Origin of the sequence: Sphingomonas sp. 67-41, from assembly GCF_001899725.1 — a bacterium.
Taxonomy (GTDB): Bacteria; Pseudomonadota; Alphaproteobacteria; order Sphingomonadales; family Sphingomonadaceae; genus Sphingomonas; species Sphingomonas leidyi.
Genome location: NZ_MKWJ01000007.1, coordinates 73,133 through 94,046 on the forward strand (window position 1 = coordinate 73,133; position 20,914 = coordinate 94,046).

The following is a 20,914-nucleotide window of genomic DNA, read 5'->3' on the forward strand; positions in this document are numbered from 1 at the left end:
ATGGGAACATACAGCATGTCGGTTTGCGATCCACTTTGGGAGAACCATTCAGCACATCCGTGCTGACGGTCCATCAGGGATTGCTCGGAGTGTTGCGAATATGTCGCGTCCGAAACGGCTCAGCCGTCGGCGACTGTCGTTCGGCGCATATCGCGGCGATAAAGATCGTCACGAAAGGGCGTGGCGCGGTGCATCGTGCAGCGGTTATCCCACATCACAAAGTCACCACCGCGCCACTGATGACTGTGGACGAACTCCGGACGTATCGCGTGCTCGGTGAGTCGATCGAGAAGCTCGCGGCTTTCCGTCGCGTCCCATCCAACGATGCTTTCGGCATGCGAGGCAAGATAGAGTGCGTCCCGCCCCGAAGGGTGACGGCGTACCAGAGGCTGTTCGGCGCCGGGAAGGTTGCGTTCCTCGTCGGGGCTGAGCGCGGGTGCGTCGGCGAGAAGGCGAGAACGGCCCAGCGAATGGAAGACGCGCAGGCCCGTGAGCGCGAGCTTCGTTACTTCGTCCAGCGCATCATAGGCGGCACGCATGTCGGCGAATTCAGTGTCGCCGCCTTCAGGCGGAAGGATCCGCGCGGCGAGGAAGGTGTAACGACCCGGCGGATCCCGGAACGAGCTGTCGGTGTGCCAGAGGCGGGCCGGGCGCTGGAGGAGCCGGCGGCGGTCATCGGCGGCGAGGCGGCGGCCTTCCTCATCGACATTGGAAATGTCGCTGAGCTCGTCGCGCTTGAGGCGGCGTTCGGTATCCTCCCGGTGAACGGTGATCGACCGTTGAAGCGGGCCGAATAGCGCGCTGAAACCGATCTGCGCCTCATCGTCCATTGCTGCCTGGTGGCGGAAGACAAGGACCGCATGGGTATCGATTGCCTGTTGCACGGCGCGGGCCTGATCCGGGGTAAGCGGCGTCAAAAGATCGAGCCCGGTCACTTCGGCCATGAAGTGGGGATGAAGCTGGTTGACGATCATGGCTGGAACTCGATGATGATCTTTCCGGTCGCCTGGCGATTGGCGAGTGCTGCCAAGCCCTCGGGCGCGCGCGCGAGCGGCAGATGTTGGGAGATATGCGGACGGATCTTGCCCGCGGCGTGAAGCGCCGCGATCTCGCCGAGATAGGCGAGGCGCTTTTCCGGCTCCCGGCGGGAGAAATCGCCATAAAAGACGCCAATGACCCGCGCACCCTTTAGCAGGGTGAGGTTCAGTGGAAGGCTGGGGATACCGGCGGTGAACCCGATCACCAGATACCTTCCCTGCCAGCCGAGCGCGCGAAAGGCGGGTTCAGTGTACGGGCCGCCGACCGGATCGAGCACGACGTCGATATTGCCCTCGGCCTTGATCGCATCGGTGAAGGCACGCGCGGCGGCGCGATCGGTGAGGTCGGCGGGATAGATCACGGCTGCATCGGCGCCGAGGCTGCGGACCAGTTCGGCCTTCGCGTCGGAGGAGACGGCGGCAATCACCTTGGCGCCGCAAGCCTTGCCAAGCTGTATCGCAGCGATGCCGACACCCCCCGATGCGCCAAGGACAAGCAATGTCTCGCCGGGCTGGATCGCTGCCTGATCGCGCAGGGCGTAGTGGCTGGTCGCATAGGTCACCATCAGTGCGGCCGCCTCGTCGAACGGCACGCAGCCCGGGATCGCAATGCAGCCCGATTGGGGGACTAAGATCTTGTCGGCGAGTCCGCCCCATGCCGTAAGGCCGATCACGCGGTCGCCGGGCTTGAACGCGGTCACGCCAGCGCCCACAGCCTCGACGACGCCCGCGACTTCGGAGCCGGGGGAGAAAGGACGCGCCGGGCGCATCTGGTAGAGATCCTGGATGAGCAGGACATCGGGATAGTTGAGGGCCGCTGCATGGACTGCGATCAGAACTTCGCCTTCCACGGTCGCAGGATCCGCAATCTCGTCGAGCGTGAGCGTCTCGGGACCGCCGACAACATGGCTGCGCAGCGCACGCATCAGATGCCACCCCCTACCGCAATATCCGCCCCGGTGGTGTAGGAGGACACGTCCGACGCGAGATAGAGCGCGACACCGATGATCTCGTGCGGCTCGCCGAAACGGCGCATCGGGATGTTGGCCTGCATCCGTTCGGTATCGACCCAATGTTTCGAGATGTCGGTGGCGAACATGCCTGGCGAGATGGTGTTGACCCGGACGTGGGGCGCGAACTCGCGTGCCAGGCCCACCGTCATTGCGTTGAGTGCGGCCTTTGCGCCGGCATAGGGAATGATGCCGGGCACGGGATTCTTCGCGCCGAGCGACGAGACATTGATGATCGATCCGCTCCCGGCGTCGCGCATGCGCGTGCCGAGCAGTGCGGCAAGCCGGAAGGGGCCCTTGAAATTGACCGCGATGACCTTGTCGAACAGCGCTTCGCTGGTGGCGACGCTGCTCGGCTCAACCGGAGACATGCCGGCATTGTTGACCAGTATGTCGATACGGCCCCATTCGGCCCAGGCTGCTTCGGCGAGCGCCTCCATCTGATCCCAGTCGCCGGTATGCGCGGCGATCGGCAGGGCGCGGCAGCCGAGCGCGCGAACCTCTGTAGCGACCGCTTCGCACGCGTCGAACTTGCGGCTGGCGATGATCACGTCGGCCCCTTCGCGCGCGAAGGCGAGGACCATCTCCCGGCCCATGCCGCGGCTCCCGCCGGTGACGAGCGCGACCTTTCCGGCCAAGACTCCGCTTGCTGTCATTCGACTCTCCTTGGCTGGACAATTGTCCAGCGAACTGGCAGCTGTCCAATGACAATGACCGGCTTGGACGACCTATCACATATGCGTTTCGCATGAGCCTTGAGCGGCCGACATCGCGGCAGGATCAGCGGCGGATCACGCGGCGGCGGATCGCCGATGCGGCGCGGCAATGCTTTTACGAGCAGGGCGTGGCCGAAACCTCGGTCGAGGAAATCGCACGCAAGGCGGGGGTCGGCCGGGCGACGCTTTATCTGCATTTCGCCAACAAGGATGCGATCCTGCTCGAGCTGCTCGCGTCGAACATGCGGGGTGTCCGGCTGATCTTTCGCGAGCTGTGCGATGCGCCCTTGGTCGATGTCGCCGCAGCGCGGGCCTGGCTGGTCGAATATGTCGCGGCGCTGCGCCGGCATCGGGATGCGATGCCGCTCTTTCATCTCGGGCTCGCCAACGATGAGGCTGCGAGACGGCTGCTGGACGAGAATCGCGAGGTGCTGGCGGGGATGTTGCGCGAGCGCTTCCCGGCGTTGGCGAACGGTGGCGTGCGTACCGATACACGGCTCGGCCTCGCGCTTGCGCGCGTTGACCAGTTTGCGAGCGCGGCGGCGGAGGATGCGCCACGCTTCGATGTCGAGGTGGGGCTCGACCTGGTGGCCGAGGAGCTTGCCGAATTGCTGGGGGATCAGCCGGCGTAGTTCGCCAGCGATCCGCCTTCCTGTGCGAGCCGGCTGAGGAGGGGCGAAGGCTCGATGCCGATCTTGCCCAGACCTTCGACAACTGCCGGCAGGCCGATGGCGTCCGCATGGAACATCGGACCGCCGCGATACGCCGGCCAGCCATAGCCGGTGATCCACACCAGATCGACGTCCGATCCGCGCAGCGCAATCCCTTCGTCGAGGATCTTCGCACCTTCGTTGATCATCGGCAGCAGCAAGCGATCGAGGATCTCGGCGTCGCCGAGCGTGACCGATCCGGGTGCGGCCCCGGCCAGCCCGGCGACCACATCCAGTGTTACCGTCGAAGGCGATGCCTGTTTGCCCGCATAGTCGTAATAGCCGGCGCCGGTCTTCTGGCCCTTGCGGCCCGCGGCGACGAGGCGCGACTTGACGGTATCGGCCTCGCCCTCCCAGCCGATATCGAGGCCCGCGAGATCGAGCATCGCGAACGGACCCATCGGAAAGCCGAAATCGGCAAGGACGCGGTCGATCTCCCACGGCAGTACGCCTTCCAGCACCATCGCGTCCGCCTCAATCTGACGGACGGCGAGCATACGGTTGCCGATGAAGCCGTGGCAGACACCCGATACGACTGCTGCCTTGCCCAGCTTTTTGGCCAGCCCCATCACGGTCGCGAGCACGGCATCCCCGGTCTTTTCCGCGCGCACCACTTCGAGAAGGCGCATGATGTTCGCCGGCGAGAAGAAGTGCATGCCGAGAACGCGCTCGGGGTTCGTCGCGGCGGACGCGATCGCGTTGACGTCGAGGAACGAGGTGTTGGTCGCGAGGATCGCATCCGGGCGTACTACGGCCGACAGCTTGCCGAACAGATCCTGTTTCACGGCGAGATTCTCGAAGATCGCTTCGACCACCAGATCCGCGTCGGCCAGCGGACCGAGGTCGAGGCTCGGCGTCAGTGCTGCGATCTGGGCATCGGCCTTGTCCTGCGCCAGTTTGCCGCGATCGACCCGCGACTGGAGTGTGGTTCGGATGTTCGCAATGCCGCGGTCGAGCGCCGCCTGCTGTGTCTCGACGATTGTGACCGGGAAACCTGCGGCGAGGAAGGCCATGGCGATCCCGCCGCCCATCGTGCCCGCACCGACGATTCCAACCGTGTTGACCGGGAGCAGTGCGAGATCGGGGGCGAGCCCCGGAATCTTCTGCGCGGCGCGTTCTGCCATGAAGACGTGGCGGAGCGCAGCGGATTGCGGGCCTTTGAGCACCCTCTGAAACTCGGATCGCTCGACAGCGATTCCGGATTCCCACGGCCCGGCGACGGCGGCTTCCACGCAGCGGAGGATGGCCTGAGGTGCGTCGAGCCCGGTCAGCTGTTTGGCATGGCTGGCGCGGAAACGCGCGAAGAGTTCGGGATCGGCGCGGTCGGCGGCTACCTTGTCTTCGAGATCGCGGATGCGCTTGGGAGAGTTGCCCGCTGCCGCGAGCTCCTGCGCGAAGGCGATGGCATCTTCCCGAAGCTGGCCCTCGGTCGCCAGCCGGTCGATCAATCCAATCCCGAGCGCTTCCTTCGCGCCGACCTGACGGCCCGAGATCAGCAGATCGAGTGCAGCCTCGGCGCCGGTGATGCGCGGCAGGCGCTGGGTGCCGCCGCCGCCGGGAAGCAGGCCGAGCGTGACCTCGGGCAGCCCCATCCGTGCCGAGGGTACGGCAATGCGGTAATGGAAGGTGAGCGCGGTCTCCATGCCGCCGCCCAGCGCTGTGCCGTGGAGCGCCGCGACCGTGGGCTTGGGCGAATTTTCGATACTGTCCTGCAGCGCGAAGAAATCGACCTTGGGCTGAACCTTGCCGAGCGATTTGAGATCGGCGCCCGCGATGAAAGTACGGCCCGCGCAAATGAGCACGATCGCCTTCGCAGCGTCGTCGGCAAGGGCCGCCATCAGCGCATCGTACAGTCCGTCCATCAGCGCCGGGGACATGGCGTTGACCGGCGGGAAATCGAGCGTGACGACGGCGATGCCGTCTTCGATGGTGAGGGTCGTGCCCTCGTTGATCGCGGTCATTGGGGCTCCGTCAGCGGCTGGGCTGGATCTGGTCGAACGGCACCGCCTTGTCGGGGCGGTAGTCTTGCGGCAGGCCGAGCAGGCGCTCGGCGATGGTATTCAGCAGCATTTCGTCGGCACCCCCGGCGATGCGGAGCGTCGGCACGGTCAGCCAGCTATGCGCCCAATCCTCCTTGGGGAAGCGATCGGGATCGAGCCCGGAGCCCGCGCCACCCATCAGATCCATCGCCGCAGCGGACATTTTCTGCCGCAGGCGCATCGAGACGAGCTTGTGGATCGCCCCCTCTGGGCCTGGCTCGGCGCCCAGCTGTAGCGCCATGAAGGTCTTGGTGCGGATCGCAACGAGCGCACGCTGCTGGCGGAAGGCATTGGCGATGTCGCGGCGGGTGCGGCCATCGTCGATCGCGGGGCGGCCGTTGATCGTGGCCGACTTGGCGATCTCGACGAATGCATCGAGCGCGGGGCCGAAACCGCCCTCGTCCGCCGCCGAATAACGCTCGATCATCAGCGTATCGAGCGCAACGCCGAAGCCACCGCCGACAGCACCGAGACGCTGGCTGTCGGGGATACGAACCTCGTCGAAGAAGACCTCATTGACGTCTTCCTCGCCATTGGCGAGCTTGACCGGGCGAACGGTGATGCCCGGCGTCTTCATGTCGAGCCAGAAATAGGTCAGGCCCTTGTGCTTGGCGACGCTCGGGTCGGTACGTGTGACGATCACGCCATAGTCCGAATATTGCGCCCAACTGGTCCAGAGCTTCTGCCCGGTAAGCACCCAGTCGTCACCATCCCGGAAGGCCTTGAGGCGGATGCCGGCAAGGTCCGATCCCGCAGCGGGCTCGGAGAAAAGCTGGCACCAGATCTCCTCGCCTTTGAGCGCGGGGTGCGCGAAGCGCTGGCGGAGTTCCTCATCGGCATATTTGAGCATCACCGGAATCGGCTGGCCAAGGCTGATGCCGAAATAGGAGGTGCCGAAGCCGAATTTAGCTTCCTCTTCGGCGAAGATCGCCTGCTCGAGTTCGGATCCGCCCCCGCCGCCATAGGCTTTGGGCCAGGAAATGCCGGCATAGCCGCTGTCGTATTTGAGGCGCTGCCAGCGGCGGCCGAGTGCGAGGTCATCGGCTTCGCTCAGCCCGCGGCGGGCCTCGACCCCGTATTCGGCGGCGTGGCTGGCGAGCCACGCGCGGGCGGTCGCGCGATAGGCGTCGAGATCGGGCATCATGCTGCCTCCAGATGCGTGGCGATGCGGTCTTCCCAGAACCAGGGCGCGCCGGCTTCGGCGGCGATGCTGCGGGAGCGGCGGTAATGAAGGTGCATATCGGCCTCCCACGTCACGCCGATACCGCCATGTACCTGAGTCGCGGCGGCTGCCGAAGACTCATAGGCGTGGACCGCGTTGAGGCGGGCGGCGGCGACATAGGCCTCGGCATCGGGGTCGCCATTGTCGAGCCGGACAGCGGCGTCGAGGATGGAGGCGCGGGCGAGCTCGTTCGCGACGTACATCTCGGCGATGGCGTGCTTGACCGCCTGGAACTTGCCGATTGCCTGGCCGAAGGCCTGACGTTGGTTGGCGTAGCTGGAGGCGAGGGCAATGCAGCTGTCGGTGCCGCCCACCGCTTCCCCGGCGAGGTGCAGGGCGAGGCGGCCGAGGCAGGCGCGGGCGACCTGCGAAGGATCGTTGAGCGGGAGGAGGGTCGCGGAGGCGCCGTCGAAGCGGAGGGTGGCGATGCAGCGGCTATTATCGATGGTGGAGAAGGTCGTGCGGGTCACGCCCTCCGAATCGAGATCGACCACGGCCAGTTGCGGAATTCCGGTGGACGAGGAGCACAAAACCACGGCGAAGTCGGCGCGTGCCGCTCCGAGGATCGCTGTCTTTTCGCCAGTCAGGCGATTGTCGGCGGAGAGAATGACTGCCTGCGCCAAGGGCTCGGACCTTTCGGCGAAGGCGAGAGCGGCAGCCTTTTCGCCCGATGCGAGCGCCTGGAGCAGCTCGGCCTGGCCGCCGAGCTTCAGCGCATGTGCAGCGGCGAAGCCCGTAGCCAGGAATGGCGCGCCGGCGACGACGCGGCCGCTTTCCTCGGCGACGATCAGCGTTTCGATGATGGACAGGCCGAGCCCGCCATCCTCCTCGGCGATGCCCATCGCGGTCCAGCCCATGTCGCGCGCCGCCTGCCAGAAGCTGGTGTCATACTGGCCTTCCGCTTCGAGCAACCCGCGCAGCGTGGCGGCATCGACCGTGCCGGCAAGCGCGCGGCGGACTTCCTCGCGAATCTGGTTCTGCTCGTCCGAATAGAGATAGGGCATGGTTTCATCCGCTCCTTATGGCCCTGTCCCTGATCCAGTTGCAGCCGCGGTGCAAAGGCTTCGCGGTCAAGTATCGGATATGTGCTCCGCTTGCGTTGACCCGCGCGGTCCATGCGCGCCAAGCCGGAAGCGGACGATGGGAGAGCGCCGATGTTCGCGGAAGGATTGCTGCGGGACGCCCGCATATTGGTGACCGGCGGCGGCAGCGGCCTTGGCAAGGAGATCGCCGCGGCCTGTGCAAAGCTCGGCGCGACCGTCTATCTGTGCGGTCGGCGGCAGGCGGTACTGGAGGAAGCGGCAGCGGGGATGGGCGGCCGCGCCATCCCGATCGTGTGCGACATCAAATCCGGCGAAGCGATCGAGGCGATGCTCGATACGATCTGGGCGGAGGGCCCCCTCACCGGCTTGGTCAACAACGCTGCGGGAAATTTCATCGCGCGGACCGAGGATCTGTCTATCCGCGGGTTCGATGCGATCGCCGATATCGTGTTCAAGGGCACGTTCCAGATGACTCAGGCATGCGGCAAGCGCTGGCTGGCGGCGGGCGACAAGGCGTCGGTGGTGTCGATCCTCGCGACCTGGGTGTGGAACGGTTCGCCCTTTGCGGTGCCGTCGGCGATGTCCAAGGCGGGGGTCAATGTGATGACTCAGTCGCTGGCGGTGGAATGGGGCGGGCGCGGAATCAGGCTCAATTCGATCTGTCCGGGGCCGTTCCAGACCGAGGGTGCGAGCGTGCGGCTCAATCCGACCGGCGATAGCCGCCTGGGATGGAACCCGATGGGACGGACCGGGCGGCCCGAGGAGCTGGGCAACCTGGCGGTCTTCCTGCTCGCGCCGGGAGCGGAGTTCGTGAACGGCCAGACCATCGCAATCGATGGCGCGGCGTGGCAGGCGACGGGGCAGAACTTCTCGGCTCTCACGGAATGGAGCGGCGAGCAATGGGCGGCGGCAAAGGCGGCCGCGCGGGGCATCGACGCGCGGGACAAGGCCGCGCGGTCCTAGTCCGCCACATGCTCCGGATAACGACCCAGCGTTCCCAGCAGGAGCGATGACAGGATCGCCAGAGGGATCACCAGCCACAGGAACAAGTCGTACGACCCGGTGACATCGTGGATCTTGCCTGCGACCCACGGCCCCAGCCCCACGCCCGCAAGCAATGCCGCCGCGACGAAGCCGAACAGCGTGCCGAAGCTTCGCATCCCGAAATAGCGAGTCGAGAGATAGATGACCGAGTCATATTCCCCGCCGATGCAAAGGCCCAGGAACACGATCGCGACGATCGCCATCGTCAGCGAGCCGGGAAAGGCGAGGAGCAAGCCGGCGGCGATCACTGGGAGCACAACGCTTACCGCACCGACGGGCGGTCCCGGCCAGCGATCGAGCATGACCCCAACCGCCAGCCTGCCTACGACCGAGAAGATGCCGGCGATGCCGGCGACATAGGTGGCGCTGGCGCGGGTCAGTCCCATCTCCGACAAGAGCGGGACGAGATGGAATACAAAGGCGACGATGACCCCGGTGATCATGAAGGCAGCGAGACACAGCTGCCAGAATTGCCGCGTGCGAAATCCCTGACGCGCCGTCCAGCCCGAGACCGCATGCTGGGGCACCACGCCGCGTTTCGAGAAGCGCGCATCGTGAAAGAAAAACCATAGCATCGGCAGCACCACCGCCGCGAACCCGCCGCCGAGCGCGATATAGGCGCCGCGCCAGCCGATCTCATCGATCAGCAGCCGCGTGATGGTGGGCAGGCACGCCTGGGACAGGCCGGTTCCGGAGAGCATGGCTGCGAGCGCCAGGCCCCGGCTGGTGCTGAAATGCGAAGAAACGGCGGTCGACCAGATGGTTGGTTTCTGGAACAGCGCCGCTGCGCCGAAGACCACCCAGAGTGCCCACCAGCTGTAGATCGAGGGGCCGGCAAGCGAGAGGGCTGCCGTTGCCGCGCACATCGCGATCGTGCCGGGAAGGGCTAGCCTGCGCGCGCCCCAACGATCAATGCAAAGCCCGAGCAGCGGCGAGAACAATACGCCGAAGATCGAGGGGGCGAGCATGCCGGCGGAAATATCGGCGCGAGACCAGTGGAATTCAGCCTCGAGCGGCGCGACGAAAACCCCAGTGGCGTAGATCTGGACGCTGCCCAGCGCGACGCCGCAACAGGCGGCAAGGACGAGGCCCCAGCCGGTGCGCCATTCGGAAAGCGCGCTCGGGCCGGATTCAGAGAGCGGGCGCTGCATCGATACGCTCCAGTTCGGCGCGGATTTCCGCGTGGCGTTGGGCAGTGAGCGGATAGCGAAAAGCGATCAGCGCGGCGCCGAGGCAGAGCAGGATGGGCAGGCCGATATAGAGAATCTGCAGGCCCTGCACCGCCGAAGCAGTATTCGCGGCGTCAGGCGCCGGATTGAAACCGAACATCGCCAGCGCCCAGAACATGATGCCGACCGAGACGGCCTGGCCGATCTTCCACACCCCGATCAGCAGCGCGTAGAGCAGGCCGGTGCGCTCCTGACCGGTGCGCAGCCGCTCTTCGTCGCTGATATCGGCGATCATTGCGCGGGGCAGCAGCGAGGCCGCGCCATAGGCGACGCCGATAATGCCCTGGCAAGCAAGCAGGATCAGGAGATTGCCCGCCGGAGCAAGCATGATCGCGAGCTGGCCGACAGCATAGAGGATGCTCGCACTGCCGAGCGCGCGATGCTTGCCGACGCGGATCGCCAGCCATGACCAGAGCGGCGTGAAGGTCAGGCCGAGCACGGCATGGACAATGAAGAGCAGGCCGAGATCGGCGGCATCGAGCCCCTTGGTCCGCGTGAAGAAGAATAGCGCCAACGTCGAGGTCGCGCCCCCGGCGAGGCCGAGCAGGCCTTCGCATGCCAGCAGCTTCTGGACGGTCGAGTTGCGCATCAGCTCGAAATATTCGCGCATGCCGCCGCCGGTGCGGCTGACCGCCACTGGCCGCTCGCGCACCGAAAGCACCGTGATCGCAACCATCACGGGCGCCAGCACGATCACCAGCCAGGCCATCGCCGCCATGCTCTGGGCCTGGCCCGATACGCCGAACAGCGACACGATCTTCGGCATCAGCATCGCGCCGATCATCCCGATTGAAAACGCGATCTGCCACCAGCCGTAGATGCGCGACCGCTCGTGATAATCGGGTGAAACATTCGCCGCGAGCGCGAGCTGGGCGAGGCTCATGATCGACCAGCCGGCATAGGCGAACAGCAGCCAGAAGGTGAGATAGAGCGTGCCGACGCCCTTGTGTGCCATGAACAGCATGCCGATCGCCAGCATGATCATCGGCGCAGCGACCACCAGCCAGGGCCGATAGCGGCCGAAGCGGGTCTTCACGCGGTCCATGACGCCGCCGATGAACGGATCGAAGGCGATATCGAGCAGCCGGACGATCATGAATACCGATCCGACCGCGGCGAGATCGAGGCCCAGCGTCCCCGTGTAGAAAGCCGGCAGATAGACGACGAGCGGCAGGCTGAGCGCTGCGAGCGGGATGCTGGGCCCCGCGAGCGCCAGCATCGTGCGGCGAGACAGGCGAGTCTGGTCTGAGGTCATTGGATCGCCTTTGCGCGCGCGTCGTTTTCGAAACGGGCGATGAAGTTCTGGGGATAGGGAGTGACCGGCGCTGACGCAGCGTCGAGCGCAGCGATTTCCTCGGCCGTCAGCGCGAGATCGGCGGCGGCGAGATTGGCGTCGAACTGGGCCGCTGACGTAAAGCCGATGATCGCGGTCGAGATCGTTGGACGATCGAGTACCCAGGCCAGCGCGACCGCCGCCACGGGGACACTGCGCGCATCAGCGATCGTCCTGAGGGCATCGACCACGCCATAGCCTTGCTCCCGGTCGAACGGGAGCAGGTCCATCGTGTTGAGCCGGCCATTGGCGCCCTCGGGATCCTCGCGGGTGTACTTGCCCGACAGGAAGCCGCTGGAGAGTGGGCTCCACACCATCGTGCCGATGCCGGCGTCCTGCGCCATCGGGGCGTAGTCATGCTCGATGTCGCGGGCGATCAGCGAATAATACATCTGGCCGGTGACGAAGCGCGCCAGTCCGTTGGCCCTTTGCATCGCCACCGCCTTGGCGGCCAGCCAGGCGGGCCAGTTCGAAAAGCCGATATAGCGTGCCTTGCCGGCGCGAACGACGGCGTCCAGCGCCTCGAGGGTTTCCTCGAGCGGCGTGAGCGCATCGGGCCGGTGGCAGATATAGACCTCGACATGGTCGGTACCCAGCCGGGTGAGGCTGGCGTCGATCGAGGCGTGGATATGCCGGGACGCAAGTCCCGCATCGGCGAGAGTGGGGCCGGTGCGCATGCCGACCTTGGTGGCGATCACGGCCTCGTTGCGCCGTCCGCCCAGCGCCTTGCCGAGCAGAATCTCGGATTCGCCCTTGTGATAAATGTCTGCCGTGTCGAAAAAGTTGATTCCGGCGTCGAGCGCCTGGCCGACAAGCGCGTCGCTATCCTTGCTGTCGAACGCAGCGAGCGGCCCCGCCCAGGCGGCGCCCAGCGTCATGGTTCCAAACGCCAGTTTGGAGACAACGAGCCCGCTATGGCCGAGCTTCGAGTATCGCATATGAGCTCTCCTGAGGATCGACCGTGGCGGAGCGTGGGCGCAAAGCCAAGCCAGCCGTCCATGCGAGCAGATAGGCGATGGATTCGTCTCGCACTGGCTGTTGCCGGGGCTTTCGGCCTAGCTCGGTCCATAGAGTCCGAAGGACCGGGAGAGAGCGATCATGACTGGCGCGCCGGTGCGGCCCTTGCCCGCGGTGAACGAGGACAACCGGGCCTTCTGGACCGGTGGGGCCGATGGCGCGCTGATGATCGCGCGGTGCGGCGCGTGCGCCTATTATGTGCATCCGCCGGTAGCGTTCTGTCCCGCGTGCGAGAGCCGGGACGTGAGACCCGAGCGGGTTTCGGGGCGCGGCGAAGTGTTCAGCTTCACGGTGAACCACAAGGCGTGGCTGCCAGGATTGCCGGTGCCCTATGTACTCGCACTGGTCGAACTGGAGGAGCAGGCGGGGCTGCGGCTGCCATCCAATATCGTCGGGTGCGATCCGGAGAGCATTGCCATCGGCATGAAGGTGGCGGTGCGGTTCGAAGCGGTCGAGGACTTGCATGTCCCGCTGTTTGGACCCGCATCATGACCCGGAACGGTGAGAAGGACTGTGCGATCACCGGGATCGGCATGTCTGAAGTCTCGCGCAATGCCAGCAAGACCGCGATGGGGCTGACGATCGACGCATGCCTCGAGGCGATCGAGGATGCGGGGCTCAAGCGTTCGGATATCGACGGCGTGTCGAGTTATCCGGGCGGCGACAATAACGGGTCGGGCTTCTCACCAGTAAGCGTGCCGGCTTTGATGGATGCACTTCGGCTTCAGCCCGACTGGTATTCGGGAGGCGGCGAAAATCCGGGGCAATTGGGCGCAGTGTTCAATGCAATTGCAGCGATCTGTGCCGGCTATTGCAACCATGTGCTGGTGTTCCGAACCGTCTATGAGGCCTCGGCGCGCAAGGGCGGGACATTTGCCAATGCGCTGTTCAAGGGCAGCGAGCGCGCACACGGGCAGTTGATGGAGTTCGCGCCTTATTGGGCATTGTCGGCCGCAGTACAGCAGTCGCTCTATTTCCAGCGTTTCGTGCATGATTATGGCGCACGGCCGGAGCAGGTGGGGTGGATTGCGGTCAATAACCGGCGCAACGCATCGCTCAATCCCAAGGCGGTGTATCGCGATCCGATCACGATCGACGATTATCTGGCGTCGCCGGTCATCTGCACGCCGCTTCATCTTTATGATTGCGATGTGCCCTGCGACGGGGCGGTGGCGCTAGTGGTATCGCGGCGCGAGGCGGCGCGGGATCTGCGCAATCCGGTGATCGGGATCGAGGCGATCGGATCTGCGCTGCACCGGCGCTATAGCTGGTCGCAGATCGAGACGCCGGCGACCCAGGCGACTCTGTCGGTCGCGGAGATGATGTGGTCGCGGACCGACCTGACCGCCGCCGATCTCGACGTCGCCCAGCTGTACGACGGCTTCACCTATCATACCCTGGCTTGGCTGGGATCGATGGGTATCTGTTCGCACAGCGATGCGGCGGCGTTTGTCGAGGGGGGCAAACGCATCGCACTGGAAGGCGAAATGCCGATCAATACCGGGGGCGGCCAGCTCTCGGCGGGGCGGCTTCATGCCTACGGCCAGCTGCACGAGGCTTGCACCCAAATCTGGGGCCGCGGGGGCGATCGGCAGGTGCCCAAGGATGTGCGGGTGAGCGCCAACTGTACAGCGGGCGGTCCAATGGCGGGCTGCATGCTGCTGGTGAGGGAATAGACGTGGATCTGGAACTGACAGGCACGTGTGCGCTGGTGACGGGAAGCAGCTCGGGGATCGGCGTGGGGATCGCCCGCATGCTGATGGGCGAGGGTGTCCGGGTGGTGGTGACCGGTCGCAACGCCGGGCGCGCCGAGGCGGTGGCGGCGATGCTCCGCAACGAGGGCGGGGAGGTCGTTGCGGTTGTTGGCGATCTTTCCTCCGACGAAGAGGCCGCGGCGGTGGCCGCGGGCGCGACGGCGGCTTTCGGCGGGATCGATATCCTCGTCAACAATGCCGGCGGCGGGACGGCGAGCGAGAATCGCGGCTGGTTCGGGACGACGGCCGACGACTGGCTCGCAAGTTATGAGCGCAACACGATCTCGGCGGTGCGGATGGCCGATGCGCTGGTGCCGGAAATGAAGGCACGCGGTTGGGGGCGGGTGATCAACATCGCGACCGGCGCGGCGATCACTCCGACCTCCGCGCAAGCCGATTATGGCCCTGCAAAATTGGCGATGCTGAGCTGGTCGCTGGCATTGTCCAAATCGCTGTCGATGACTGGCGTGACGAGCAACGCAGTCTCCCCCGGCATGATCCGGACCGAAGGCCTTGAGAAATTCCTGACCTATTTTGCGGCCAAGCGTGGCTGGGGCGACGACCTTCAGCGCGCCGCCGACTATGTCGCGCAGGGCGGCGGGCAAACGGTCAAGCGGATCGGCGAAGTCCATGACATCGCCTATGCGGTGACCATGCTCGCGAGCCCGCGGTCGGACTTCATCAACGGTACCAACCTCCATGTCGATGGCGGCCTCTCGCCGAGTGTCAGTTGATGCGGGTCGGGTTCATCGGGCTGGGCGACCAGGGCGGGCCGATGGCCCGGATGATCGTCCAGGGCGGCTTTCCCCTCGGTATCTGGGCACGGCGCGATGCGGTGAAGCAGCAGTTTGAAGGATGGGGCGCCCAGGTCGCGGATAACCCCGCGGCGCTGGCTGCCGCGAGCGACATGATGTGCCTGTGCGTGACCGGCGATGCCGATGTCCGCGAGCTGCTGGTCGACAAGGGTGTGATCGCCGCGCTGGGCAAGCGCACATTGCTGGCGATCCATTCGACGATCATGCCCGATACCTGCGTCGAAATGGCGCAGCTGGCGGCGGCGCGGGGTGTGACGTTGCTGGATATGCCGGTTTCGGGTTCGGGCCATGCCGCGCTCGCCCGCAAGCTGCTGGTGATGGCGGGAGGCGAGGCGCCGGCAATCGCGCGGGCGATGCCGGTGCTGGAAACCTATGCCGGCACCGTGATCCGCATGGGCGATGTCGGCGCGGCGATGAATGCCAAGCTGATCAACAATCTGATGGCGGTGGTGAATATCGGCCAGGCCTATCGCGCGCTGGCGCTGGGCAAGGCGATGGGGGTCCATCCGGCGGCGCTGCGCGAGGCGTTGATGGTCGGCACCGGGCGCAGCTTCGCGATCGACCTGATCAAGCGGCTTCATGTGCCCGCGCGTGCCGATCATGTCCGCGGCGTGCTGCGCAAGGATGTTGATCTCGCGATCGGCGCGATGCCTGCGGACGAGCGCGGTTATTGGGCGCCGCTCGCCGAAGTCGGGCTGGACGCATTGAATGTACTCGTGTCGGGGGAGGTGGTGCTGCTGCCCGAGAAGGAAGAGGAGCATGGCGAATATGTCGTTCACGCCACGGCCTGAGCCCGCCGCCGGACGGGCGGTTTTCTATGCGCCCGAAGTGGCGTTTGACCGGCCCATCCCCAAGGTGCCGGCCGCAGTGTTTTTCGCCGAGCGTGAGGCGGCGTTCGCCGTGGACGCACCAACCGGCATGATCGCCTGCGATGTGGCCAAACAGCTGAAGAGCCCCTGGCCGGCTACGACACCCACCATGCTGGCGCGCTACGTCGTGGTCCGCTCAGGCGATATGCTCGATCATCAGCTCAATTCGAGCGGTGAAGTCTATTATGTGATCCGCGGTGCGGGCGAGACCGATTGCGTGGGCGAACGCTTCGCCTGGACGTGCGGAGATGCGTTTTGCCTGCCGGGTGGCGAGGCGGTCCGGCATCGCGCATCCTCGGACGCCATCCTGATGCTGGTGACGAACGAGCCCGAACTCGACTATCTGCGCGCGGGGCCAGACGAGACGGCGATCGAGCCCACCTTGTTCCCCGGTGAGATCATCGAACAACATTTGCGCAACGTGCACGGCCGCAATGGCGAGCAGCAGGCGGCGGGCAAATCGGTGGTGTTCCTCACTGCGATGATGGCCGAACGGCGGGTAACGACGCCGACGTTGCTGTCCGCGATCAATACGCTCGAGCCTGGCGCAGACCAGCGCCCGCATCGGCACAGCTCGGCGGCGCTGACGCTGAGCATTCAGGGCGAGGGCGTCTATTCGACGCTGGACGGCGAGCGGATCGACTGGCTGCCCGACACTTTGTTCGTCACGCCGCCCATGGCCGAGCATTCGCACCACAATCGTGGACGCGAAATGATGCGCAGCTTCGTCGTGCAGGACACTGGCCTGCACAGCCAGTTGCGCACCACCAACTTTGGATGGACCGATTGAGATGCGCGACCTCGAAAACAAGGCCATGATCCATGATACCGCGCGCGAACTTCTGCGGCTGATCGATGCCAGGACGACGCATCAGGAGCGCGACCTCATTGCGGTCGATCCGGATTGCTACCTCGACGAGACGCTGTTCGAAACCGAGAAAAGAACCTTGTTCCGCGAAACGCCGCTGCTGATGGCGTTCACCGCGGACATGCCGAACCCGGGCGATTGGCGCGTGCATGACGACACCGGGGTACCGGTGCTGGTCGTGCGCGGCCGCGATGGGATCGCCAAGGCGTTTCTCAATGCCTGCCGTCACCGCGGGGCACGGCTGACCGAGGGTCTGTGCGGCAGCCAGAAGCGGTTCACCTGCCCCTATCATGCCTGGACATACGACACGGCGGGCAAGCTGATCGGGCTACCGTCCGAAACGCTGTTTGGCGAGGTCGATCGAGCCACGCTGGGGCTGATCGAACTCCCGCTGGCCGAGCAATATGGCATGATCTGGGTGCGGCCGACTCCTGGCGATCCGATCGATCCGGCGGCGATAATGGGGCCGGGGACGGGCGGGTTCGAGGGCTGGCACCTGGAAGGCAACACGCTGATCGGCGAACGCGACATCGTCACCGACGCCAATTGGAAGCTCGCGCTCGATACCTATTTCGAAAATTACCACTTCCATGTGCTGCACGCCGAGGCCTTTGGTCCGTTCAAGGTACCCAATGTCGCGCATCACTGGCGCTGGGGCGAGAAGAACCGGAATTTCTCGATCGCCTGGCCGAGCAAGTCGATCACGGCGCTAAGCGACACGCCCGAGGCCGAATGGGGCGACGTTCATGAGCATTTCAGCATCCAGAACTTCTTTTTTCCCAACACCGCGATCGCGATCTATCCGGACACCTGCTCGGTCTTCCAGATCTATCCGGGCGAGAAGCTGGGCGAGCAACGGACACGAATGCGCTTCTACAGCCGCAATCCCGAACCGACCGCTGAGCAGACCGCAGTCATCCAGGGGCGGTTCGAGACCTTTTATCATGTTCTCCAGAACGAGGATTACACGATGGTTGGGCAGGCGTTCAAAGCAATCAGCAGCGGGCTGATGCCGGCGATGTTGTTTGGCCGGAACGAGCCCGCGCTCAACTGGCTGCACGAATCCCTGGAGGAAGCGACGTTCGGGAACCGGCCGACGATGATGTCGACCTTTGGCCTTGGCGGCCGCTGCCGCCGAATAGGAGAGAGAAACGATGCCGGTGATCGCACCTTTGCCGATGGAGGCACTCGACGCCGAATCGCTCGAACGCATCGAAGCGGGGCTGGCGACCGGTATGTACAGCCAGACGCTTCCGCTCCAGGTGGTGGCGCGCGCTCCGGCGGCGATGCGGGCGATGGATGAGGGCTATAAGGCGATGTTCCGTCGCTCGCTGCTCGACGACCGGCTGCGAGAGTTGCTGCGGGTGCGCAGCGCGCTGCTCAACGGCTGCGGCCCTTGCTCGCAATCGCGCAAGGAAGACAGCGTTTCGGAGGATGATGTCGAATGTCTCGCCGATCCGGAGGCGGCCAATTATTCGCGGCGCGAGCGGCTGGCGCTCAAATTCCTGACGCTGATGTGCACCGATCACCATGCGATCACGCCAGCGACCTATCTGCAGCTGGCCGAGGAATTCACCACCGCAGAGATCGTCGAGCTGGGCTGGACCTGCGCGCAAACCATGGGCGGACATCGCTTCATGCACACGCTCGATCTGCTCGGCGACGGGAAACCCGTTCTTGAGTGACCCCGCATCCGGCGCAGGTTGCCGTTGGGTGGGGCGCGGCCTATCCGGACGACGATGAGCGGCGGACCCACCGAGAAGCAGGCGCGGCCCGGCGCGTTCCAGCCGCTGATTCATCGCAATTTCCGCGAGATTTGGCTCGCCAGCCTGATGTCGAACCTTGCACTGCTGATCACGGGTGTCGGCGCGGCCTGGGCGATGACTCTGCTGACCGACAGCGCGGAGAAGGTGGCGCTGGTCCAGTCGGCGCTGATGCTGCCGTTCCTGTTCTTTGCCATGCCCGCGGGCGCGATCGCGGACAGCTATGACCGGCGCAAGGTCGCGATCGTCGCGATGGCGGGGGCGGCGCTCGCCAATTTGCTGCTGCTTGCCGTCGCGTGGTTCGGATTGCTGACACCCTGGCTGTTGCTGGGGCTTTGCTTCCTGGTCGGGATCTTCAACACGACTTTCACGCCGTCCTGGCAATCCTCGGTCTCCGAACAGGTGCCGGGGGAGGATCTGCCGCGTGCTGTCGCGCTCAACGCGATCAGCTTCAACATCGCGCGCAGCTTTGGCCCGGCGGTCGGCGGCGCGATCATCGCAGTGACCGGTGCGGCAGCGGCTTTTGCGGCGTCGGTGCTTCTCTACGTGCCGATGCTGGCGGCGTTCTGGCGATGGAAGCGGCTGCCCGAAAAGCCGCGGCTGCCGCCGGAGCGCGTGTGGTGCGCGATCCTGTCGGGCGTCCAATATATCGGGCATTCCGGGCCGATGCGTGCGGTGATCCTGCGCAGCTTTCTTTACTGCGTCGGCGCTTCGTCGATTGCCGGGCTGATGCCCCTGGTTTCGAAGATCCAGTTGGGCGGCGGGCCGCTGACTTTCGGCATCCTGCTGGCCTTTTACGGCGGCGGCGCGGTGCTGGGCGGCGTGTTCATGCGCCAGCTGCGCTCGGTGCTGGGCAGCGCGCCGACCGAAACCGGGGTGGCGATCACCGCGGTGGGGATCATTGCCCTGTCCTACGCGCATAGCCTTTGGATGGCCGCGCCGCTTCTGATCGCGATCGGCGCGATCTGGACCCAGGCGCTGACCACGCTCAACGTTGCGGTCCAGACCGGCGCCCCGCGCTGGGTTTCGGGTCGCGCGCTGGCAGGGTTTCAGGCGACCGCGGCAGGCGGCTTCGCGCTTGGCAGCTGGATGTGGGGCTACGTCGTCGAGCAGACCTCGTTGCAGACGGCGCTGATCGCGTCAGGCGTGGTGCTGATCGGTTTCTCCTTTGTCGGGCGCTTTCTACGGTCGGCGGAGGACATTCCCGACCCTACCGCGGCGTCGCACGATCTCGCCGAGCCGGACACTGAACTCGCGCTTACCGGGCGCAGCGGGCCAATCGTGATCGAGATCGAGCATCTGGTGCCCGAGGCGGATGCCCGCGGCTTTTATGATGCGATGCTGGAAATCCGCCGCATCCGCCGTCGCAACGGCGCGAGCGGCTGGTCGCTGGCGCGCGACATCGCCAATGCCGGGCGCTGGGTTGAGCGGTTTCACTGCCCGACCTGGCACGATTATCTGCGCCATCGAACACGGCTGACCGCTGAGGAGTTTTCCGCGTTGAAAATAGTCGCGGATCGCTACGGCGACGGCGAGTTGCGCATCACGCGGTTGCTTGAGCGGCCAGTCGGTTCGGTGCGGTGGCGCGAGGAGACGCCCGATCGCGGCGAAGTGCCGACAGGGATTCTGCCCTGAGCTTCATTGGAAGTGCGATCCGCCATCCACATTGGTGTTGGCACCCGTCATGAAGCTCGAGACGCGTGAAGCGGCGAGCAGGATGGCGGGCGCGATCTCGTCGGGATGGGCGACGCGGCCGAGATCGGTGCTGCTGCCGAACTTCGACTTGAGCCATTGGCCCGAAGCGACAAGGTCGTCGGGATCGACCGCCCCTTCTGAACCTGCGCTGATATAGCTACGCAGGTTGGCGGACATGACCGGACCGGGCGAGACCATATTGACGAGGATGCCCTCCGGCGCGAGCTCGAGCGCCATGTTCTTAGAGATCGAGATCAGTGCCGCCTTGGCCGCCGTGTAATCGGCAAGACCGCGTGAATGGTGCTGAGTCGACATCGCCGAGAGATTGACGATCCGCGCCCATTCGGCAGCGCGCAGCAGCGGTAGCGCGGCGCGGGCGCAGCGCATCGCGCCGAGCGCACCGATGCTGAACGAGTCGAGCCATTTGGCGTCGTCGATCTCGTGCCAGGCCTGTCCCGAGGTCTGCGGGCCGGCGGCGTTCACCACCGCATTGAGGTGCGGCCAGGCCGCGGCGATAGTCGCGAAGGCCGCGCTCACCGATGCGGTGTCGCCGATATCCGCGGCGGCGGTTATCACCTCCGGGCTGCCGAGCGCGCGAAGACGTTCGGCGGTTTCGGCCAGTCTTTCCGGCAAGCGACCGATGATCGCGACGCGCGCGCCCTCCCGTGCGAACGCCTCGGCGGCGGCGCGGCCCATGCCCGCACTGCCTCCCTGAACGCACACGTGAGCGCCGGTGAAGCCAAGGTCCAT

The 20,914-nt window shown here is 65.5% G+C and carries 20 protein-coding genes; 10 read left to right on the top strand and 10 right to left on the bottom strand.

Translation table 11 applies throughout. The annotated features are described in order from the left end of the window. Window positions 1-119 precede the first annotated feature (119 nt). Genes BGP17_RS03605 through BGP17_RS03615 form a run of 3 tightly spaced genes read right to left on the bottom strand, consistent with a single transcriptional unit; the run spans window position 120 to window position 2,703 of the window. Complete coding sequence (locus tag BGP17_RS03605) at window positions 120-974, bottom strand: TauD/TfdA dioxygenase family protein (RefSeq protein ID WP_286711036.1); 855 nt, start codon at window positions 972-974, stop codon at window positions 120-122. Continuing rightward, complete coding sequence (locus BGP17_RS03610) at window positions 971-1,963, bottom strand: NADPH:quinone oxidoreductase family protein (protein ID WP_286711037.1); 993 nt, start codon at window positions 1,961-1,963, stop codon at window positions 971-973. Before BGP17_RS03610 ends, BGP17_RS03605 begins: the two co-directional genes overlap by 4 nt. Then, on the bottom strand, window positions 1,963-2,703 hold the full coding sequence (locus BGP17_RS03615) for an SDR family NAD(P)-dependent oxidoreductase (protein ID WP_286711038.1): 741 nt from the start codon (window positions 2,701-2,703) through the stop codon (window positions 1,963-1,965). Before BGP17_RS03615 ends, BGP17_RS03610 begins: the two co-directional genes overlap by 1 nt. Here BGP17_RS03615 and BGP17_RS03620 point away from each other — a divergent pair. After that, entirely contained in the window at window positions 2,694-3,395 is a 702-nt protein-coding gene (locus tag BGP17_RS03620) for a TetR/AcrR family transcriptional regulator (RefSeq protein ID WP_286711039.1), read from the top strand. The genes BGP17_RS03615 and BGP17_RS03620 overlap by 10 nt on opposite strands. Here BGP17_RS03620 and BGP17_RS03625 read toward each other — a convergent pair. Genes BGP17_RS03625 through BGP17_RS03635 form a run of 3 tightly spaced genes read right to left on the bottom strand, consistent with a single transcriptional unit; the run spans window position 3,383 to window position 7,738 of the window. Further along, the gene (locus BGP17_RS03625; protein WP_286711040.1) at window positions 3,383-5,434 is read right to left on the bottom strand and encodes a 3-hydroxyacyl-CoA dehydrogenase NAD-binding domain-containing protein; all 2,052 of its coding nucleotides are present in this window, start codon (window positions 5,432-5,434) and stop codon (window positions 3,383-3,385) included. The genes BGP17_RS03620 and BGP17_RS03625 overlap by 13 nt on opposite strands. Window positions 5,435-5,444: 10 nt before the next feature. Then, on the bottom strand, window positions 5,445-6,653 hold the full coding sequence (locus BGP17_RS03630) for an acyl-CoA dehydrogenase family protein (RefSeq protein ID WP_286711041.1): 1,209 nt from the start codon (window positions 6,651-6,653) through the stop codon (window positions 5,445-5,447). Then, window positions 6,653-7,738 (bottom strand): acyl-CoA dehydrogenase family protein, encoded by a 1,086-nt coding sequence (locus BGP17_RS03635; protein ID WP_286711042.1) that lies wholly within the window; start codon window positions 7,736-7,738, stop codon window positions 6,653-6,655. Before BGP17_RS03635 ends, BGP17_RS03630 begins: the two co-directional genes overlap by 1 nt. Before the next feature lie 150 nt (window positions 7,739-7,888). Here BGP17_RS03635 and BGP17_RS03640 point away from each other — a divergent pair, with 150 nt between their 5' ends. Further along, on the top strand, window positions 7,889-8,740 hold the full coding sequence (locus tag BGP17_RS03640) for an SDR family oxidoreductase (RefSeq protein ID WP_286711043.1): 852 nt from the start codon (window positions 7,889-7,891) through the stop codon (window positions 8,738-8,740). Here BGP17_RS03640 and BGP17_RS03645 read toward each other — a convergent pair. The 3 genes from BGP17_RS03645 to BGP17_RS03655 are packed head-to-tail and all read right to left on the bottom strand — an operon-like array spanning window position 8,737 to window position 12,321. After that, window positions 8,737-9,972: an MFS transporter gene (locus BGP17_RS03645; protein WP_286711044.1), complete on the bottom strand. Its 1,236-nt coding sequence runs from the start codon at window positions 9,970-9,972 to the stop codon at window positions 8,737-8,739. The two genes, BGP17_RS03640 and BGP17_RS03645, sit on opposite strands and share 4 nt — an antisense overlap. Next, a complete protein-coding gene (locus tag BGP17_RS03650) occupies window positions 9,953-11,305 on the bottom strand; it encodes an MFS transporter (protein ID WP_286711045.1) in 1,353 nt (450 codons plus the stop codon). The genes BGP17_RS03645 and BGP17_RS03650 overlap by 20 nt, the downstream gene beginning before the upstream one ends. Further along, window positions 11,302-12,321 (bottom strand): aldo/keto reductase, encoded by a 1,020-nt coding sequence (locus BGP17_RS03655; protein WP_286711046.1) that lies wholly within the window; start codon window positions 12,319-12,321, stop codon window positions 11,302-11,304. Before BGP17_RS03655 ends, BGP17_RS03650 begins: the two co-directional genes overlap by 4 nt. A gap of 160 nt (window positions 12,322-12,481) precedes the next feature. On the opposite strand from BGP17_RS03655, the gene BGP17_RS03660 reads away from it, so the two are divergent. The 8 genes from BGP17_RS03660 to BGP17_RS03695 all read left to right on the top strand — a co-directional run bounded on the left by BGP17_RS03660 (window position 12,482) and on the right by BGP17_RS03695 (window position 20,104). Further along, window positions 12,482-12,892, top strand: a complete 411-nt coding sequence (locus BGP17_RS03660) for a Zn-ribbon domain-containing OB-fold protein (protein ID WP_286711047.1) — start codon at window positions 12,482-12,484, stop codon at window positions 12,890-12,892. A 77-nt stretch (window positions 12,893-12,969) separates the two neighbouring features. Continuing rightward, window positions 12,970-14,076, top strand: coding sequence for a thiolase family protein (locus tag BGP17_RS03665; RefSeq protein ID WP_286711048.1), 1,107 nt, complete (start codon window positions 12,970-12,972; stop codon window positions 14,074-14,076). A 2-nt stretch (window positions 14,077-14,078) separates the two neighbouring features. Beyond that, window positions 14,079-14,888: an SDR family NAD(P)-dependent oxidoreductase gene (locus tag BGP17_RS03670; RefSeq protein ID WP_286711049.1), complete on the top strand. Its 810-nt coding sequence runs from the start codon at window positions 14,079-14,081 to the stop codon at window positions 14,886-14,888. Further along, entirely contained in the window at window positions 14,888-15,760 is an 873-nt protein-coding gene (locus BGP17_RS03675) for an NAD(P)-dependent oxidoreductase (protein WP_286711050.1), read from the top strand. Before BGP17_RS03670 ends, BGP17_RS03675 begins: the two co-directional genes overlap by 1 nt. Further along, window positions 15,729-16,628 (top strand): cupin domain-containing protein, encoded by a 900-nt coding sequence (locus tag BGP17_RS03680; protein ID WP_286711051.1) that lies wholly within the window; start codon window positions 15,729-15,731, stop codon window positions 16,626-16,628. The genes BGP17_RS03675 and BGP17_RS03680 overlap by 32 nt, the downstream gene beginning before the upstream one ends. A gap of 1 nt (window position 16,629) precedes the next feature. Then, window positions 16,630-18,009 (top strand): aromatic ring-hydroxylating oxygenase subunit alpha, encoded by a 1,380-nt coding sequence (locus tag BGP17_RS03685; protein WP_286711052.1) that lies wholly within the window; start codon window positions 16,630-16,632, stop codon window positions 18,007-18,009. Further along, window positions 18,002-18,391, top strand: coding sequence for a carboxymuconolactone decarboxylase family protein (locus BGP17_RS03690; RefSeq protein WP_286711053.1), 390 nt, complete (start codon window positions 18,002-18,004; stop codon window positions 18,389-18,391). The genes BGP17_RS03685 and BGP17_RS03690 overlap by 8 nt, the downstream gene beginning before the upstream one ends. A gap of 54 nt (window positions 18,392-18,445) precedes the next feature. Continuing rightward, window positions 18,446-20,104 (top strand): MFS transporter, encoded by a 1,659-nt coding sequence (locus tag BGP17_RS03695; protein WP_286711054.1) that lies wholly within the window; start codon window positions 18,446-18,448, stop codon window positions 20,102-20,104. A 3-nt stretch (window positions 20,105-20,107) separates the two neighbouring features. Here the strand turns inward: BGP17_RS03695 and BGP17_RS03700 are convergent, their stop codons facing one another. Next, a complete protein-coding gene (locus BGP17_RS03700) occupies window positions 20,108-20,914 on the bottom strand; it encodes an SDR family NAD(P)-dependent oxidoreductase (protein WP_286711055.1) in 807 nt (268 codons plus the stop codon).

Excerpts from the sequence above, each read along its gene's own strand:
- BGP17_RS03660 (WP_286711047.1), top strand. The coding sequence starts at position 12,482 with ATGACTGGCGCGCCGGTGCGGCCCTTGCCCGCGGTGAACGAGGACAAC.
- BGP17_RS03605 (WP_286711036.1), bottom strand. The coding sequence starts at position 974 with ATGATCGTCAACCAGCTTCATCCCCACTTCATGGCCGAAGTGACCGGG.
- BGP17_RS03615 (WP_286711038.1), bottom strand. The coding sequence starts at position 2,703 with ATGACAGCAAGCGGAGTCTTGGCCGGAAAGGTCGCGCTCGTCACCGGC.
- BGP17_RS03690 (WP_286711053.1), top strand. The coding sequence starts at position 18,002 with ATGGATGAGGGCTATAAGGCGATGTTCCGTCGCTCGCTGCTCGACGAC.
- BGP17_RS03630 (WP_286711041.1), bottom strand. The coding sequence starts at position 6,653 with ATGCCCGATCTCGACGCCTATCGCGCGACCGCCCGCGCGTGGCTCGCC.
- BGP17_RS03645 (WP_286711044.1), bottom strand. The coding sequence starts at position 9,972 with ATGCAGCGCCCGCTCTCTGAATCCGGCCCGAGCGCGCTTTCCGAATGG.
- BGP17_RS03625 (WP_286711040.1), bottom strand. The coding sequence starts at position 5,434 with ATGACCGCGATCAACGAGGGCACGACCCTCACCATCGAAGACGGCATC.
- BGP17_RS03695 (WP_286711054.1), top strand. The coding sequence starts at position 18,446 with ATGAGCGGCGGACCCACCGAGAAGCAGGCGCGGCCCGGCGCGTTCCAG.
- BGP17_RS03610 (WP_286711037.1), bottom strand. The coding sequence starts at position 1,963 with ATGCGTGCGCTGCGCAGCCATGTTGTCGGCGGTCCCGAGACGCTCACG.
- BGP17_RS03685 (WP_286711052.1), top strand. The coding sequence starts at position 16,630 with ATGCGCGACCTCGAAAACAAGGCCATGATCCATGATACCGCGCGCGAA.
- BGP17_RS03650 (WP_286711045.1), bottom strand. The coding sequence starts at position 11,305 with ATGACCTCAGACCAGACTCGCCTGTCTCGCCGCACGATGCTGGCGCTC.
- BGP17_RS03655 (WP_286711046.1), bottom strand. The coding sequence starts at position 12,321 with ATGCGATACTCGAAGCTCGGCCATAGCGGGCTCGTTGTCTCCAAACTG.
- BGP17_RS03640 (WP_286711043.1), top strand. The coding sequence starts at position 7,889 with ATGTTCGCGGAAGGATTGCTGCGGGACGCCCGCATATTGGTGACCGGC.
- BGP17_RS03675 (WP_286711050.1), top strand. The coding sequence starts at position 14,888 with ATGCGGGTCGGGTTCATCGGGCTGGGCGACCAGGGCGGGCCGATGGCC.
- BGP17_RS03635 (WP_286711042.1), bottom strand. The coding sequence starts at position 7,738 with ATGCCCTATCTCTATTCGGACGAGCAGAACCAGATTCGCGAGGAAGTC.
- BGP17_RS03665 (WP_286711048.1), top strand. The coding sequence starts at position 12,970 with ATGGGGCTGACGATCGACGCATGCCTCGAGGCGATCGAGGATGCGGGG.
- BGP17_RS03700 (WP_286711055.1), bottom strand. The coding sequence starts at position 20,914 with ATGGACCTTGGCTTCACCGGCGCTCACGTGTGCGTTCAGGGAGGCAGT.
- BGP17_RS03680 (WP_286711051.1), top strand. The coding sequence starts at position 15,729 with ATGGCGAATATGTCGTTCACGCCACGGCCTGAGCCCGCCGCCGGACGG.